A 15,894-nucleotide genomic window follows, 5' to 3' on the forward strand; every position below is an offset into this window, starting at 1 on the left:
CCCTCTTGACAATCGACTTGACGTGCATTTCTTACGCCATCATACTAGCTAGCTTGCTGTTCCCATAACACCGATTTTTCAGGAAACCACCACCGTGGCCAATATCAAGTCCGCCAAGAAGCGCGCCAAGCAGACCGTCGTGCGCAACGCGCGCAACGTGGCTCAGCGCTCGATGCTGCGCACCGCTGTCAAGAAAGTGATCAAGGCGCTGGACGCCAACGATGCCGCCGGCGCCGAAGCCGCCTTCGCCGTTGCCCAGCCGATCCTGGATCGCTTCAGCGCGCGTGGCCTGATCCACAAGAACAAGGCTGCTCGCCACAAGAGCCGCCTGAACGACCGCATCAAGGCCCTCAAGGCCGCCTGATCCGGCGTTGCCGCCCTGCCCTCCTGGGTTGGGCAGCAGGCAAAAGCCCGGCCCCGGCCGGGTTTTTTGTTGCCTGCGGTCCGGGCGATCCGCGGAGCCGCGCGGCCAGCACTACCAAATGAAAAACCCGGCCGAAGCCGGGTTTTTCGCATGGAACCACAACGGCATTACTGCGCGTCGCGGGCTTCCTGCTCTTCTTCCTTCTGGCGATCGAAGAAGGCCATGATCCGGCTCATGATCGGGAAGGTACCTTCGCGACCCAGCGCGGAGACCAGGAACCACGGCTCCTTCCAGCCCAGCTCGGCGACGATCTGCTCGGCCGCGGCCTGCGCCTCGTCTTCGAACATCAGGTCAGCCTTGTTCAGCACCAGCCAGCGCGGCTTGTTCAGCAGCTCCGGATCGTGCTTCTCCAGCTCGCGCTCGATCGCACGCACCTGCTCCACCGGCGAAATCCCCTCCACGCCGCCTTCCATCGGCGAGATGTCCACCAGGTGCAGCAGCAGGCGGGTGCGCTGCAGGTGGCGCAGGAACTGCGCACCCAGGCCGGCGCCGTCCGCTGCGCCTTCGATCAGGCCCGGAATGTCGGCGATCACGAAGCTGCGGTGGTTCTCCACCTTCACCACGCCCAGGTTCGGGTACAGCGTGGTGAACGGGTAATCGGCCACCTTCGGCGTTGCAGCCGAAACGGCACGGATCAGGGTGCTCTTGCCGGCATTGGGGAAGCCCAGCAGGCCGACGTCGGCCAGCAACTTCAGCTCCAGCTTCAGCGTGCGCTCCTCACCCGGCTCGCCCGGCAGCGCCTGGCGCGGCGAGCGATTGGTCGAGCTCTTGAAGTGCATGTTGCCCAGGCCACCGCGGCCGCCCTTGGCCACCAGCAGGCGGTCGCCGTGCCGGGTCAGGTCGCCGATGACTTCATCGGTGGCAACGTTGATGACCACGGTGCCGACCGGCACGGTGATGGTCAGGTCTTCGCCGCCCTTGCCGTAGGCCTGGCGACCCATGCCGTTCTCGCCACGCTGCGCCTTGAAGATGCGCTCATGGCGGAAGTCGACCAGGGTGTTCAGGTTTTCGTCGGCGCGGATGTAAACGCTGCCGCCCGCACCGCCGTCGCCGCCGTCCGGGCCGCCGAGCGGAATGAACTTCTCGCGACGGAAGCCAATGCAGCCGTTGCCGCCGTTGCCGGCGAACACTTCGATTTCTGCTTCGTCTACCAGTTTCATTGTTTCGATGCCTGCGATGGGCGCGGCCTGCTGGCCGCCACCTTGAATGTCATGCCGGCCGCGGGCCGGTAACCCGGCCAAGCCGGTCTTGCTTCAACTCTAACGAAAAGCCCCGCCGAAGCGGGGCTCTTCATGCAGCACTCCCATGCCGGGGCACGGGTGCCGGCGATGCCTGGATCAGGCGTCGGCCGAGACGATGCTGACGGTGCGGCGCTTCTTGGCGCCCTTGACCGAGAACTCCACCTTGCCGTCCACGAGGGCGAACAGGGTGTGGTCACGGCCCAGGCCAACGCCGGTGCCCGGGTGGAACTGGGTGCCGCGCTGACGCACGATGATGTTGCCGGCTTCGATGGCCTGGCCGCCGAAGATCTTGACGCCCAGGTACTTCGGGTTGGAGTCGCGACCGTTGCGCGAGGAGCCTACGCCCTTTTTATGTGCCATGACTGCTTCTCCTGATACTTAGCCGGCGATGCCGGTGATCTCGATTTCGGTGTAGTACTGACGGTGACCCTGACGCTTCATGTGGTGCTTGCGGCGACGGAACTTGATGATCCGCACCTTGTCAGCACGACCCTGGGACAGGACCTTGGCGGTGACGGCAGCGCCCTTCAGCGCATCGCCCAGCTTCACGCCATCGCTGTCACCCAGCATCAGGATGTTGTCGAACTTGATCTCGCTGCCGACTTCGACTTCGAGCTTTTCAATGCGGAGCTTTTCGCCCTGCGCCACGCGGTATTGCTTACCGCCGGTGACCAGTACTGCGTACATGACCAGGCCTTCCTCTGTAGTTATTGTGGTCTGAACTGCCGCCATCGAGGGCGGACAGGAGCGGGATTGTACGCAGATCAGCGGGCGCGGGTCAAGTCAACCCCTGAACGACCCACGGGCCCGGGCCTGCAGGCCGAGCCATGCACGGCTGAACGGTTCGCGGTCCAGGCCGCTGCACATGGCCCGACCCTACACAAAGCTGTCGGCCGGTCTCACAACGTGAGACGTCGGGGTGGCATTGTCGCCCATTGCCCCCATCTGGTCACCTCGGTAGGCTGACCGATTGCCGTTCCCTGCTGGCCCGGCACCCAGCCAACGCCCCCACAACCGGATCCCCCATGGCGATGGATTTCATCCGCATCCGCGGCGCGCGGACGCACAACCTGAAGAACCTCGACCTCGACCTGCCCCGCGACAAGCTGATCGTGATCACCGGCCTGTCCGGTTCGGGCAAGTCCTCGCTGGCGTTCGACACCATCTATGCAGAAGGCCAGCGCCGCTACGTCGAGTCGCTGTCGGCCTATGCGCGCCAGTTCCTGAGCGTGATGGAAAAGCCGGACCTGGACCACATCGAAGGCCTGTCCCCGGCCATCTCGATCGAGCAGAAGTCGACCTCGCACAACCCGCGTTCGACGGTCGGCACCATCACCGAGATCTACGACTACCTGCGCCTGCTGTACGCACGCGTGGGCACCCCGCGCTGCCCGGACCACGGCTACCCACTGGAGGCGCAGACGGTCAGCCAGATGGTCGACCAGGTGCTGACCCTGGACCCGGAGCAGCGCTACATGCTGCTGGCCCCGGTCATCCGTGACCGCAAGGGCGAACACGCACAGGTCTTCGACCAGCTGCGCGCGCAGGGCTTCGTGCGTGTGCGCGTGGACGGCGAGCTGCACGAAATCGATGCGGTGCCGCCGCTGGCGCTGCGCCAGAAGCACACCATCGAGGCGGTGATCGACCGCTTCCGCCCGCGCGAGGACATCAAGCAGCGCCTGGCCGAGAGCTTTGAAACGGCGCTCAAGCTGGGCGATGGCATGGCCTCGGTGCAGAGCCTGGACAGCGCCGATGCTTCGCCCACGCTGTTCTCCTCCAAGTACTCCTGCCCGGTCTGCGACTACTCGCTGCCGGAGCTGGAACCGCGCCTGTTCTCGTTCAATGCACCGATGGGTGCGTGCCCCGGCTGCGATGGCCTGGGCATGGCCGAGTTCTTCGATCCGTCGCGGGTGGTGGTGCATCCGGAGCTGTCGCTGGCCGCCGGTGCGGTGCGCGGCTGGGACCGTCGCAACGCCTACTACTTCCAGCTGATCGCCTCGCTGGCCAAGCACTACAGGTTCGACGTGGACGCTGCGTGGAACTCCCTGTCAGCCAAGGTGCAGCAGGCCGTGCTGTACGGCAGCGGCGATGAAACGATCACCTTCACCTACTTCACCGAAGCCGGCGGCCGCACCCAGCGCAAGCACCGCTTCGAAGGCATCATTCCCAACCTCGAACGCCGCTACAAGGAGACCGAATCGCCGGCGGTACGCGAGGAGCTGTCCAAGTACATCAGCGAACGCCCGTGCCCGGAGTGCAACGGCGCGCGCCTGAACAAGGCGGCACGCAACGTGTTCGTGGCCGACCGACCACTGCCGGAGCTGGTGGTGCTGCCGATCGACGAGGCGCTGAAGTTCTTCAGCGAGCTGAGCCTGCCGGGCTGGCGTGGCGAGATCGCCGCGAAGATCGTCAAGGAAATCGGTGAGCGCCTCGGCTTCCTGGTCGATGTGGGCCTGGATTACCTGACCCTGGAACGCAAGGCCGACACCCTGTCCGGTGGCGAGGCGCAGCGCATCCGCCTGGCCAGCCAGATCGGCGCCGGCCTGGTGGGCGTGATGTACGTGCTCGACGAACCGTCGATCGGCCTGCACCAGCGCGACAATGAACGCCTGTTGGGCACCCTCACCCGCCTGCGCGACCTGGGCAACACGGTGATCGTGGTCGAGCATGACGAGGACGCGATCCGCCTGGCCGACTACGTGCTGGACATCGGCCCGGGCGCGGGCGTGCATGGCGGCGAGATCGTCGGCCAGGGCACCCTGCAGGACATTCTGGAGGCCCCGCGCTCGCTGACCGGCCAGTACCTGTCCGGCAAGCGCGCGATCGAGATTCCTGCTCGCCGGCACACGCCGAACCCGAAGATGACGCTGCACCTGCGCGGTGCCAGCGGCAACAACCTCAAGGGCGTGGACCTGGCGATTCCGGCGGGCCTGCTGACCTGCGTGACGGGCGTGTCCGGCTCGGGCAAGTCGACCCTGATCAACGATACCCTGTTCTCGCTGGCTGCCAACGAGATCAACGGTGCCTCGCACCCGGTTGCGCCGTACAGGGAGATTGATGGCCTGGATCTGTTCGACAAGGTGGTGGACATCGACCAGTCGCCGATCGGCCGCACCCCGCGATCGAACCCGGCCACCTACACCGGCCTGTTCACGCCGCTGCGCGAGTTGTTCGCACAGGTGCCGGAGGCGCGTGCGCGCGGCTATTCGCCGGGCCGTTTCAGCTTCAACGTGCGCGGCGGCCGCTGCGAGGCCTGCCAGGGCGACGGCCTGATCAAGGTGGAGATGCACTTCCTGCCGGACGTGTACGTGCCCTGCGATGTCTGCCACGGCAAGCGCTACAACCGCGAAACGCTGGAGATCCTTTACAAGGGCTTCAACATCAACGACGTGCTGGAAATGACCGTCGAGGATGCGCTGAAGCTGTTCGAGCCGGTGCCGTCGATCGCGCGCAAGCTGGAAACGCTGGTGGACGTGGGCCTGAGCTACATCAAGCTGGGCCAGAGCGCGACCACGCTGTCCGGTGGTGAAGCCCAGCGCGTGAAGCTGTCCAAGGAACTGTCGCGCCGCGATACCGGCCGCACCCTGTACATCCTCGACGAGCCGACCACCGGCCTGCACTTCCACGACATCGAAGCGCTGCTGGGCGTGCTGCACAAGCTGCGCGACGAAGGCAACACGGTGGTGGTGATCGAGCACAACCTGGACGTGATCAAGACCGCCGACTGGATCGTGGATCTGGGCCCGGAAGGCGGCCATCGCGGTGGCACCATCCTGGTCACCGGCACGCCGGAGGATGTGGCGGCCTGCCCGCAGTCGTACACCGGCCAGTTCCTGGCCCGCATGCTGCCCTCCACCAGCGCGCGCCCGGAGCAACCGGCTGCGGTGGCCAACAAGCCCGACGCCCGTCCGCCACGCAAGCTGAAGCCTGAGAAGCCGGCGAAGAAGGCGGTGGCTGCCAGGAGCACCGGCAAGACCAGCAAGACCGCGACGACCCGCAAGAAGAAGGACGCCTGATGAGCAGCGAACACAAGATCCTGGCCCGCATCCCGATCAGCGTGCGCTGGCGTGACATGGACAGCATGGGCCACGTCAACAACGCCAAGTACATTTCCTACCTGGAGGAAGCGCGCGTGCGCTGGATGCTGGGCGTGGAAGGCGTGTCGATGACCGACCGCATCGCACCGGTGGTGGCCGCGACCAACGTCAACTACCGCCTGCCGATCGTGTGGCCCAACGACATCCTGGTCGAGCTGTTCGTCGAGCGCCTGGGCAACAGCAGCGTGACCATCGGCCACCGCATCGTCGACCAGCAGGACGACTCGAAGCTGTATTCCGACGGCAACGTGGTGGTGGTCTGGATGGATACGCAGACCGGCAGGAGCGCACCGCTGCCGGAGGCGATCCGCAGCGCTTCCACCTGAAGGTAGTGCCGGCCGCTGGCCGGCAACCTCCAGATGCTTCGCGCATGCCGGCCAGCGGCCGGCACTACCGATCCCATTCAAAGGACTGAGATGATCCACCAGACTGAACTGCGCGACCTGCTGCCCGGCATGGTCCCCTTCCCTACCGATGTCTTCCCCGCTGACCAGGCGTGGCTCGCCCAGCATCTGCTGCCGCTGCTGAAGATCGACCTCGGTGTGCTGCGCCCTGAACTGGCCGGCCAGGTGGCAACGATGCTGTGCCCGATCGAGCCGTACGACGGCTGCATCGGCGAGACCACCGAAGAACACCACAACGACTTCACCAGCACCAACTGGATCGCCTTCGAGCTGACCGCCGGCAACCAGATGCGCTTCCTCGGCAACGAGGGCTATTTCATCGGCGATCGGGTGGATGACAAGCACGCGCGGAAACACATCGCGCAGATGCGCGAGAGCTATGCCAAGGCGCGTGACTACCATGCCACGCACGGCCGCCTGGCCTGCTACTCGCGCTATGGCAAGGACGAGCCCAGCGAGCGCGATTACCTGGATACGCTGGGTGGACGGATTTCCTGTGGCAACTGGATCGAAACAGCCGATATTCCGGCCGCCTTCACCCTGGAATTCACCGACGCCGCCAACGACCGGCATGCTCCAGATGATGCCGAACTGGCGATCATCCGCCACGGTGGCCACAAGTTCTTCGCAGTGGCCGAAGTCGCTGGCTACAACTGGTGCGCCACCGGCGCCGACGCGATAGTGATGCTGTATGAGCCGGTGAGCCGCACGGTGCTGTTCTCGTACGACTGGACGTAGCATCCCGCCGGGCTTGAGCTCGGCACGCGCGCCCGGCGCCAGCGGCAGGCGTTCGATCGCGCGCATCCGGCTGACGCCATCGACAATCGTGGTCTCGTGCAGTGACACATCATCGAAGCTGCTGCTGGCTGCGCCAGTGATCGCCACCGCCTTGCTGCAGCCGTTGTGGATCACGCCGTAACCAGCGGTCATCGGCATCGCCGGATTCGGTGGCAACCGCGCCCAGCCCTGCTCCACCGTGACGCAGGCCGGTTCGGCCGCTGAAGCCGATGCTGCGGCCGCACACAGAACCCACAGTACGCCAACGAATGGTTTGGTTATCATCGCCCAGGTTCCTTCTTCGCAACGAGACCGCAGCATGACGACGCTCATCGAGGTGATCAACCACGGCCCCATCCGCGAGCTGCGCCTGGCGCGGCCGCCGGTCAACGCACTGGACACCGACCTGTGCCGGCAGTTGATCCACGCCATCGAGCTGGCCATGGCCGAAGACGCGCACGGCATCGTGCTGTCGGGCAGCGAGCGCATCTTCACCGGCGGCATGGACGTGCCGCACCTGCTCTCGCACGGCGATGACAAGCACAGGCTGCTGGACACCTGGAACGCCTTCTTCGGCGCGGTGCGCACGCTGGCCGAGAGCCGTATCCCGGTGGTGGCCGCGATCACCGGCCACGCGCCGGCCGGTGGCTGCGTGCTGGCGCTGTGCTGCGACTACCGGGTGATGGCGCGCAGCGCCGATCCGTCGCGGCCGTACGCCATCGGCCTGAACGAAGTGCAGGTCGGCCTGATCGCGCCGGAGGGCATCCAGCGCCTGCTGCGGCGTGCGGTGGGCGTGCACCGCGCCGGCGTGCTGCTCACCACCGGTTCGCTGGTGCCGGCCGAACAGGCGCTGCAGATCGGGCTGGTCGATGAGCTGGCCGAGGGTGACCTGGTGGTGGCACGTGCCGTGGCCTGGCTGCAGAACCTGCTCAAGCAGCCGCGCCAGCCGATGCTGCTGACCCGCGCCATCGCCCGCGCCGACCTGCACGAGGCGCTGCACCCGGACCTGATCCAGCTCGACCGCTTCGTCGAGGCCTGGTTCGCCCCGGATGCACAGAACGCGCTGCAGGCGCTGGTGGCGCGGCTGGGCAAGTAGCCGGCGCTACCGATGATGGGCTGGCCTGCACCGGTATAATCGGGGCCTCTTCACTGCTGTGGCCGCCCCCTTGAACGACATGCCCGAACCCGTCGTCTCCGAGCTGATCGACCTGCTCACGCTGGAGCGGCTGGAGGACAACCTGTTCCGCGGGCAGAGCCGCGACATCGGCACCAAGTACGTGTTCGGCGGGCAGGTGCTGGGCCAGGCGCTGGCCGCAGCGCAGGCCACGGTCGACAATGGCCGCCACGTGCACTCGCTGCACGCCTATTTCCTGCGCGCTGGCAACATCGACCACCCGATCGTCTACGACGTGGACCGCACCCGCGATGGCGGCAGCTTCTCGGTGCGACGGGTCACCGCGATCCAGCACGGCAAGGTGATCTTCTTCTGCGCGGCCTCTTTCCAGCAGGCCGAGACCGGCGCCGAGCACCAGCACAAGATGCCCGAGGTGCCGCAGCCGGAAGACATCGAACCGAACCGGCCGCTGCCGGCGGAAGTGCTCGAACGCCTGCCGATCAAGGTGCAGCGCTGGCTGTCGCGCGGTGGCCCGTTCGAGTTCCGCCACGTCTATCCGCGCGACGAACTGAACCCGCCCAAGCGTCCGCCCTACCACCAGGTCTGGCTGCGCCTGAGCGAACCGGTCGGCGATGCCCCGGAGCTGCACCAGGCACTGCTGGCGTACGCGTCCGACTTCCACCTGCTGGGCACGGCGACCTTCCCGCACGGCATCAGCTACTACCACCCGCACGTGCAGATGGCCTCGCTCGACCACGCGATCTGGTTCCACCGCCCGTTCCGCGCCGACGACTGGCTGCTGTATTCGCTGGACAGCCCCAGCGCGCAGGATTCGCGCGGCCTGGCCCGCGGCCAGTTCTTCACCCGCAACGGCGTGCTGGTGGCCAGCACCGCGCAGGAAGGCCTGATCCGCGTGGTTCCCGACCAGGCTGCCGCGGCCGCCGTGCCGGCCAAGGAGTAAAACCCATGCGCCAGATCTTCAGCAGCCAGCGCGTGGAAACCGTCGAAGGCGTGGCCGAGCTCCTGCGCGGGCATGGCATCGAGGTCAAGGTGACCAACGGGCGCTCCTACAAGACCCGTCGCCGCGGCCAGTTCAGCTATACCGACCTGGGCAATGCCAGCGCCTATCCGGCGGTATGGATCGTACGTGCTGACGACCAGCCACGTGCGCGCGAAATCCTGCGCGATGCGCGCCTGCTCGATACCACCCGTCGCGACCATCCGACCGCCGAATTCGCCTTCCGCGATGCGCCGGAACAGGGCGGCGGCGGCCGCAGCTGGGCCTGGCGCATCCGCATCGCCCTGCTGGTGGTGATTGCTGGCGTGGCGTTGGTCATCGGCCTGCGCCATCGTGGTGCCCCGGCACCGGTCGCGCCGGCCCCTGCCCCGCAGGCCCAGCCGCAGCAGGCACAGCCGGCACCGCAGGCCGCGCCGGCAGAGGAAGAAGTGCGGGTCCGCATCCAGCCCTCCAAGTAAGAGGCGGTAGCGCCGGGCCATGCCCGGCGAGCGCAGCGGCCTGTCAGCAGGGCCGCGACTTCACCGTAACCCGTCAGGATTGGCCCCCCTTGTTGTTCAAGGGGGCGCGCCAACGGCGCGGGGATGAGGTGGAATGCGCGGACCGAAGATGCATCAGCATCTGCGGTCACACTTCGCGCGCGGCTCCGTCATGGGACACAATCCCAGCAGGAGAGCTGCCGCCATGACGACGTTCGCCGCATCGATCGACCAGACCCTGGAACGCGAACTGCCCGCCGCCGCAAGCGGTTGCCAGCACGCCTACGGGCGCATCGTGCTGGCCTGCCAGAACACGGTCACCGCCATCGCGCTGGCCATCACCCGCGACCGCCAAGCCAGCGAGGACATCGCCCAGGAGGCCTTCGTCAAGGGCTGGCAGCAGCTGCACCAGCTGCGCAGTTCGACCAGCTTCCTGCCGTGGCTGCGGCAGATCACCCGCAACCTGGCCCGCGACTGGCTGCGCGCCCAGCGCGGGCGCCCGCTGACTGGCGAGGCGGCCGAGGTGGCGATGGGCATGGCCGCCGACCCCGCCCCGGGTGCTGCCGACCGCCTGCAGCGGGTGGAAGAGGAGATCGCCGCCGAGGAGATCATCTCTGCCCTGCCCGCAGACAGCCGCGAAGTGCTGCTGCTGTACTACCGCGAGGGCCAGCGCTCGCAACAGGTGGCCGACCTGCTCGGGCTCAGCGACGCTGCGGTGCGCAAGCGCCTGTCGCGCGCCCGCGCGCTGGTGCGCGACGGCCTGCTGCAGCGCTTCGGTGAGTTCGCACGCAGCAGCGCGCCGAGCGCTGCATTCGCCACCGCGGTGGTGTCGATGGTCCTGGTGGCCGCGCCCGGCACCGCCAGCGCAGCGATCCTGCTCAGCACCGGCGTCGGCGTGGGCGGCAGCAAGCTGGGCCTGGGCGGCGTCAGTGCCGCAGGCGGCGCAGCCATGGGTTCACTGACGGCCGCCGCCAGCCAGCTGCACCTGATACCCGCCAGCAACTGGGCCGCCGTTGCCGGGGGCGTCGTCGGTGGCATCATCGGCAGCTATCTGGGGGGCCGCTTCCTGCTGCGCTTCGCAGACACCCCGCAGGAGCGGGCGGCCGTACGACGGTTCGTGCACCTCAATACGTTCACTGCGATGGTCGTCTGCACCAGTCTGCTGGTCTCGCTGATGCTGCAGGTGCCGCTGTGGCTGCAACTTGCCATTCTCGTCATCGGCCTGGGTACGGTGAACTACCAGTGCCTGGTGCCGCTGCAGCGCGTGATGGCCCCCATGATCGCGCGCGATTCGGCGCGGCGCGGCCGCAGCGGAACCAACTGGCAATACGAATCCGTCTACGGGCGCACCGGCATCATCGGGGCGAACGTCTTCGTGATCGGTCTGGTGGTGTATGCGCTGATGCGCGGCGGGAACCTATAACGGACAACGCCGGCACTCTGCCGGCGTTGTCGTCATTCACTGCATTGACCCTCAGCGCTGCGGCTCCGGTGCAGCACCGTCACGCGGGCCGCCATGGCGCGGGCCGCCGTGCATCGGACCCTTGGCCGCGTCGAACTCGGCCTTGCTCAGCTGGCCGTCCTTGTTGGTGTCGGCGGCAGCGAACCAGGCATCACGATGCTGCTTCATGCGCAGCTCGCGGTCGGCCTTGTCCAGGTAGCCATCCTTGTTCAGATCAAGCTGGTCAAAACGCGCGGCCAGGCGCGGATCGGCCTTGGCCTCGTCGCGGCTGATGCGGCCGTCATTGTTGACGTCCAGCTTTGCCCAGCGCTCACCGCCGTGGCCACGGCGGCCATGCTGCCAGCGCGGCAGCTCATCGCGCGAGAGCTTGCCGTCCTTGTTCTTGTCCAGCTCGTCGAACTTCGCGGCCAGGCGCGGATTGGCAGCCGCCTCGCTGCGGTCGATCACGCCGTCGCCATTGGTGTCCAGCTTGGCCGGGCGCTGCGCCGGCGTGGCCGGGGTGTCGGCGGCCAGCGCGATTCCGGAAGCGGAGGTGCCCAGCAGCAGGGCCAGCAGCAGGGGGGTACGGATCATGAGGTCACTCCTGGGGATGGGAACAGCGTCGGGGTGATCACTTCACCCTCGGGGGACAACAACGCCCGGGCGCGACCTCGGTTGACGCCACTGCCGATTCCATTCATCCGGCGGACAGTCGCCGCCACTGCGACAGGCTGGGGCTATGCTGTGCCCATGGCGATACATGGCGACAGAGACGACGAACTGCGACTTTTCCAGACCGGCGAGCACCCCTGCGGGTACTGGTCGGACCGGGTGGCACGCGACCTGGTGCTGGACCCGAACGACCGCCGCCTCGGTGCGCTCTATCCGCTGGCACTGAGCTGGGGCTTCCGCCGCAGCGGCGATCTGGTCTACCGGCCCCATTGCGCGCACTGCCAGGCCTGCGTGGCGGTGCGGATCCCGGTGGCGCGCTTCGCTCCGGACCGCAGCCAGCGCCGCTGCGCCGCCCGCAATGCCGACCTGGAGGTACGGATAACCGCCGCCACCGCCCGCGACGACCTGTTCGCGCTGTATCACCGCTACCTCACCCACCGCCACGCCAATGGCGGCATGGACGACCACGGCCCGCACGAATTCGAGCAGTTCCTGATCGGCAGCTGGTCGCACACCCGCTTCATGGAGATGCGCCTGCCCGGCCACGACGGCCAGCCCAGCCAGCTGCTGGGGGTGGCAGTGACCGACGTCACCGAGCATGGCCTGTCGGCGGTCTACACCTTCTTCGACCCGGACCACGCCGCACGCGGGCTGGGTACCTTCGCGATCCTGCAGCAGATCGAGTGGGCGCGCCGCGAGGGGCTGCCCCACGTGTACCTGGGCTACTGGATCCGCGGGCACCAGAAGATGGACTACAAGCGCCGCTTCCATCCGTTGGAAGCCTACGATGGCCGCCGCTGGCACGATTTCGACAATGATCTGGACGGGCGCTGACAAACCGCTGACACCGGGCCGGGTGCACAATACGGCCCATGAACATGACCCGCCGCCATCCCCTGATCCTCGCCCTGGCCCTGCTCTGCGGCGCCACCGCCCCCGCCTTCGCCACGTCCCCCGCGATGACCGAAAAGCCGTCCGCTGCGCTGCGCCTGGCGACCTACAACACGTCGCTGTACTCCGATGACGCCGGCGGCCTGATCAAGGAGCTGGAAGGCGACAGCGAGCACGCGCGCAAGATCGCCGCAGTGCTGCAGCAGGTGCGCCCGGACCTGGTGCTGCTGAACGAATTCGATTTCGACGACGCCCATCGCGCCGCCGACCTGTTCCAGAAGCGCTATCTGGAAGTCGCCCAGCCCGGTGGCGGCAAGCCGCTGCATTTCGCCTATCGCTACCTGGCCCCGGTCAACACCGGCGTGCCCAGCGGCCTGGACCTGGACAACAACGGCGTGGTCGGCGGCGAAGGCCGCAGCCGTGGCAATGACGCGTGGGGCTACGGCCTGCACCCCGGCCAGTACGGCATGCTGGTGCTGTCGCGCTACCCGATCGACGAAGCCAAGGTGCGCAGCTTCCAGCTGCTGAAGTGGAGCGCGATGCCCGGCGCGATCCGTCCGGTCGATCCGCGCACCGGCAAGAGCTTCTACAACGACCACGTGTGGTCGCAGCTGCGCCTGTCCTCGAAGTCGCATTGGGACGTGCCGGTGAAGACCCCGGCCGGCGTGGTGCACGCGCTGGTTTCGCACCCGACCCCGCCGGTGTTCGATGGCCCGGAAAAGCGCAACGCGGCGCGCAACCATGACGAACTGCGCCTGTGGCAGGAATACCTGTCCAAGGGTGACAAGCCATGGCTGTGCGACGACAAGGGCCAGTGCGGCGGCCTGGCCCAGGACGCGCGCTTCGTGATCCTTGGCGACCTCAACAACGACCCGGTCGATGGCGATGGCCGCCATGAAGCAATCGTCGAGCTGATCGAGAACGCCCGCGTGCTGCGCTACCCCACCCCGCGCAGCGTCGGCGGCGAGCAGACCAGCCTGGCCTATGCGGCCAAGGGCATCGAACGCAAGGGCGCGCCGTTCCACGCCACCGGCGATTTCGGCCCGAAGTCCGGCACCATGCGCCTGGACTACGTGCTGCCCTCGACCGGTTTCGAGTACGTGGGCAGCGGCATCTTCTGGCCGGCCAATGAGAGCCCGGAAGCGAAGATCGCCGACGGCAGCGACCACCACCTGGTGTGGGTGGACGTGAAGCAGTAACCGGAATGGCCGATTGCTGAAGATGTTGTAGAGCCGAGCCCATGCTCGGCTACTGCAACCAACCAAGCTTAGTAGCTCTGCCAGTCAATCTGAGCGTCAGCCCCGAGATACCGGTCCTGCCAAGCCTGCTCCCGGCCCAGGGAATCGATGAACTCATCCTCGGAAAGCTGCTCATATCCGAGCTCGATCTCCATCTTGTTCTCTGGATCCAGATGAAACGTCAAACTCGTCCAGAGTGCATGGTGCCATTGCGCAAAGAGCTGATGCATCTCCAGAAGCGCTGCTTCAGCATCATCTGGAATTTCTAGATAGCCGTATGAGCCTGACGGCTTGCGGTAGAACGCCCAACCCGACCAGACATTCTTGATGATCTCGAAGTTCAGCCAGATCCCGCATTGGTCGGTAGGCACGGCATCAATCAGTGATTGGCCAATTCGGTGATACAAGGCAGGTAGCGCTGATGTAAGCCGCTCGTCCAAGCCTTCTCCTGAGATGTCTTTGGCATTCATCCGTCAGAAGATAAAACACGCAGGATTTTGACGCTCAACCAGATGTCGCTTTCAGCTCGCAATTGCGGCCTAGCGCTCTACGTCTTTGCAGCAAACCCTCTAACGGCAGCATCTGGCACTCAATAGCCCCAGCAGGCCGTCGCGCATGACTGAAGATGTGAATCCATTGTCGGGCTGAAAGCGTCACATGGAAAAGCAGCCGAGCGTGGGCTCGGCTCTACAGAAGACTCACACAGTTCATGGCAAGCCGGCGGGTGCGGCCTGGCGCTACCGCACAGAAATCTGTACCGACCAACGGTCGGTACCTACCGGGATGCGGCCGCCGGGCATGGCCCGGCGCTATCGGTTTAGGGGCGCAGTTCGACGCCGATGGCGTCGGCGGCGTCACGCGCGATGGCGCGTGCTTCGTCGATGGTTGCCGCGCGCGCCAGGGTCACGCCGACGCGGCGGTGGCCATGCACGCTCGGCTTGCCGAACAGCCGCACGGCGGTGTCCGGCACCTGCAGTGCGGCGGCGACGTTGTTGAAGTACGGCACGCCCTCGCCGTGTGCCAACAGCGCGCACGACGCCGACGGGCCACTCTGGCGGATCACCGGAACCGGCAGGCCGAGGATCGCGCGCGCGTGCAGCGCGAACTCGCTCAGTTCCTGCGAAACCAGGGTCGCCAGGCCGGTATCGTGCGGGCGCGGCGACACTTCGCTGAACCACACCTCGTCGCCCTTCACGAACAGCTCGACGCCGAACAGGCCCCAGCCGCCAAGGTCGTCGGTGATCGCACGCGAAATCTCTTCGGCACGCGCCAGTGCCGCGCTCGACATCGGCTGCGGCTGCCAGCTTTCGCGGTAGTCACCATCCTTCTGCAGGTGGCCGATCGGCGCACAGAAGGAGGTGCCGCCGGCATGGCGCACGGTCAACAGGGTGATCTCATAGTCGAAATCGATGAAACCTTCGACAATGCAGCGGCCGGCACCGGCACGGCCACCGGTCTGCGCGTAGTCCCATGCCGGGGCGATGTCCGCCTCGCTGCGCAGGGTGCTCTGGCCCTTGCCCGAGGACGACATCACCGGTTTGACCACGCACGGCAGGCCAATGGCGGCCACCGCAGCACGGTACTCGGCCTCGGTATCGACGAAGCGGTACGGCGAGGTCGGCAGGCCCAGGGTTTCGGCGGCGAGGCGGCGAATGCCTTCGCGGTCCATGGTCAGGCGTGCAGCACGCGCGGTCGGGATCACCCGCAGGCCCTGCTCCTGTTCCAGCTGGACCAGGGTCTCGGTGTGGATGGCCTCGATCTCCGGCACCACCAGGTGCGGCTGCTCCTCGGCGATCAGAGCGCGCAGCGCCATCGCATCGAGCATGTCGATCACGTGCGAGCGGTGCGCGACCTGCATGGCCGGCGCATCGGCGTAGCGATCGGCGGCGATCACCTCCACGCCCAGCCGCTGCAGCTCGATGGCCACCTCCTTGCCGAGTTCGCCCGAGCCCAGCAGCAGCACGCGGGTGGCGGAGGGGGACAACGGAGTTCCAAGCTTGGCCATGGCGGTTCCAGCAGCAATGTGAAGGCGGATGGGCATTCTAGCTGGCCGCGCCCTCTGGCCATGCCATCCGACGAACGGTAGCCTGGAAGTGATATC

General features: G+C 66.7%; 16 protein-coding genes and 1 pseudogene. 10 read left to right on the top strand and 7 right to left on the bottom strand.

Going from position 1 to position 15,894, the window contains the following annotated elements; genetic code table 11:
* Nucleotides 1-94: 94 nt before the first annotated feature.
* Entirely contained in the window at nucleotides 95-364 is a 270-nt protein-coding gene (rpsT, locus tag O0J15_RS00760) for a 30S ribosomal protein S20 (RefSeq protein WP_005408560.1), read from the top strand.
* 167 nt (nucleotides 365-531) lie between these two features.
* On the opposite strand, the gene cgtA is transcribed toward rpsT, so the two are convergent.
* From cgtA to rplU, 3 genes are all read right to left on the bottom strand, one after another.
* Nucleotides 532-1,584 carry an Obg family GTPase CgtA gene (cgtA, locus tag O0J15_RS00765; protein WP_058979862.1) on the bottom strand — a complete coding sequence of 351 codons (1,053 nt, stop codon included), beginning with the start codon at nucleotides 1,582-1,584 and terminating at the stop codon, nucleotides 532-534.
* Nucleotides 1,585-1,761: 177 nt separating this feature from the next.
* On the bottom strand, nucleotides 1,762-2,025 hold the full coding sequence (gene rpmA, locus O0J15_RS00770) for a 50S ribosomal protein L27 (protein ID WP_005408558.1): 264 nt from the start codon (nucleotides 2,023-2,025) through the stop codon (nucleotides 1,762-1,764).
* An 18-nt stretch (nucleotides 2,026-2,043) separates the two neighbouring features.
* Nucleotides 2,044-2,352, bottom strand: coding sequence for a 50S ribosomal protein L21 (gene rplU / locus O0J15_RS00775; protein ID WP_005408557.1), 309 nt, complete (start codon nucleotides 2,350-2,352; stop codon nucleotides 2,044-2,046).
* Between the two features lie 338 nt (nucleotides 2,353-2,690).
* Here rplU and uvrA point away from each other — a divergent pair, with 338 nt between their 5' ends.
* The 3 genes from uvrA (at nucleotide 2,691) to O0J15_RS00790 (ending at nucleotide 6,904) form a co-directional block, all read left to right on the top strand.
* Complete coding sequence (gene uvrA, locus O0J15_RS00780; protein WP_019659296.1) at nucleotides 2,691-5,681, top strand: excinuclease ABC subunit UvrA; 2,991 nt, start codon at nucleotides 2,691-2,693, stop codon at nucleotides 5,679-5,681.
* Nucleotides 5,681-6,088: a thioesterase family protein gene (locus O0J15_RS00785; RefSeq protein ID WP_019659297.1), complete on the top strand. Its 408-nt coding sequence runs from the start codon at nucleotides 5,681-5,683 to the stop codon at nucleotides 6,086-6,088. The genes uvrA and O0J15_RS00785 overlap by 1 nt, the downstream gene beginning before the upstream one ends.
* A 90-nt stretch (nucleotides 6,089-6,178) precedes the next feature.
* Entirely contained in the window at nucleotides 6,179-6,904 is a 726-nt protein-coding gene (locus O0J15_RS00790; RefSeq protein WP_308304923.1) for an enolase, read from the top strand.
* On the opposite strand, the pseudogene O0J15_RS00795 reads toward O0J15_RS00790, so the two are convergent.
* Nucleotides 6,905-7,228 (bottom strand): annotated as a pseudogene (locus O0J15_RS00795) (copper chaperone PCu(A)C); the annotation flags it as partial. It lies immediately after the preceding gene.
* A gap of 34 nt (nucleotides 7,229-7,262) precedes the next feature.
* Between O0J15_RS00795 and O0J15_RS00800 the strand changes: the two are divergent.
* From O0J15_RS00800 to O0J15_RS00815, 4 genes are all read left to right on the top strand, one after another.
* A complete protein-coding gene (locus O0J15_RS00800) occupies nucleotides 7,263-8,039 on the top strand; it encodes an enoyl-CoA hydratase/isomerase family protein (protein ID WP_019659300.1) in 777 nt (258 codons plus the stop codon).
* A gap of 79 nt (nucleotides 8,040-8,118) precedes the next feature.
* A complete protein-coding gene (tesB, locus tag O0J15_RS00805) occupies nucleotides 8,119-9,018 on the top strand; it encodes an acyl-CoA thioesterase II (protein ID WP_032953622.1) in 900 nt (299 codons plus the stop codon).
* A gap of 5 nt (nucleotides 9,019-9,023) precedes the next feature.
* Entirely contained in the window at nucleotides 9,024-9,533 is a 510-nt protein-coding gene (locus O0J15_RS00810; protein ID WP_171952325.1) for a pathogenicity-like protein, read from the top strand.
* Nucleotides 9,534-9,756: 223 nt separating this feature from the next.
* Entirely contained in the window at nucleotides 9,757-10,974 is a 1,218-nt protein-coding gene (locus O0J15_RS00815) for a sigma-70 family RNA polymerase sigma factor (protein ID WP_308304924.1), read from the top strand.
* Between the two features lie 51 nt (nucleotides 10,975-11,025).
* On the opposite strand, the gene O0J15_RS00820 is transcribed toward O0J15_RS00815, so the two are convergent.
* Complete coding sequence (locus O0J15_RS00820) at nucleotides 11,026-11,586, bottom strand: EF-hand domain-containing protein (RefSeq protein ID WP_308304925.1); 561 nt, start codon at nucleotides 11,584-11,586, stop codon at nucleotides 11,026-11,028.
* A gap of 156 nt (nucleotides 11,587-11,742) precedes the next feature.
* On the opposite strand from O0J15_RS00820, the gene O0J15_RS00825 reads away from it, so the two are divergent.
* The gene (locus O0J15_RS00825; RefSeq protein ID WP_005408547.1) at nucleotides 11,743-12,498 is read left to right on the top strand and encodes an arginyltransferase; all 756 of its coding nucleotides are present in this window, start codon (nucleotides 11,743-11,745) and stop codon (nucleotides 12,496-12,498) included.
* Nucleotides 12,499-12,536: 38 nt separating this feature from the next.
* Nucleotides 12,537-13,754 carry an endonuclease/exonuclease/phosphatase family protein gene (locus O0J15_RS00830; RefSeq protein WP_308304926.1) on the top strand — a complete coding sequence of 406 codons (1,218 nt, stop codon included), beginning with the start codon at nucleotides 12,537-12,539 and terminating at the stop codon, nucleotides 13,752-13,754.
* A 68-nt stretch (nucleotides 13,755-13,822) separates the two neighbouring features.
* On the opposite strand, the gene O0J15_RS00835 is transcribed toward O0J15_RS00830, so the two are convergent.
* Both O0J15_RS00835 and purT read right to left on the bottom strand, forming a co-directional pair.
* Nucleotides 13,823-14,233, bottom strand: coding sequence for an immunity protein YezG family protein (locus O0J15_RS00835; protein ID WP_308304927.1), 411 nt, complete (start codon nucleotides 14,231-14,233; stop codon nucleotides 13,823-13,825).
* Between the two features lie 377 nt (nucleotides 14,234-14,610).
* Nucleotides 14,611-15,798 carry a formate-dependent phosphoribosylglycinamide formyltransferase gene (purT, locus tag O0J15_RS00840; protein WP_308304928.1) on the bottom strand — a complete coding sequence of 396 codons (1,188 nt, stop codon included), beginning with the start codon at nucleotides 15,796-15,798 and terminating at the stop codon, nucleotides 14,611-14,613.
* Nucleotides 15,799-15,894 lie beyond the last annotated feature (96 nt).

The sequence above is a fragment of the Stenotrophomonas sp. Sm10 genome (genome assembly GCF_030985515.1).
In the GTDB taxonomy this organism is placed as follows: Bacteria; Pseudomonadota; Gammaproteobacteria; order Xanthomonadales; family Xanthomonadaceae; genus Stenotrophomonas; species Stenotrophomonas hibiscicola.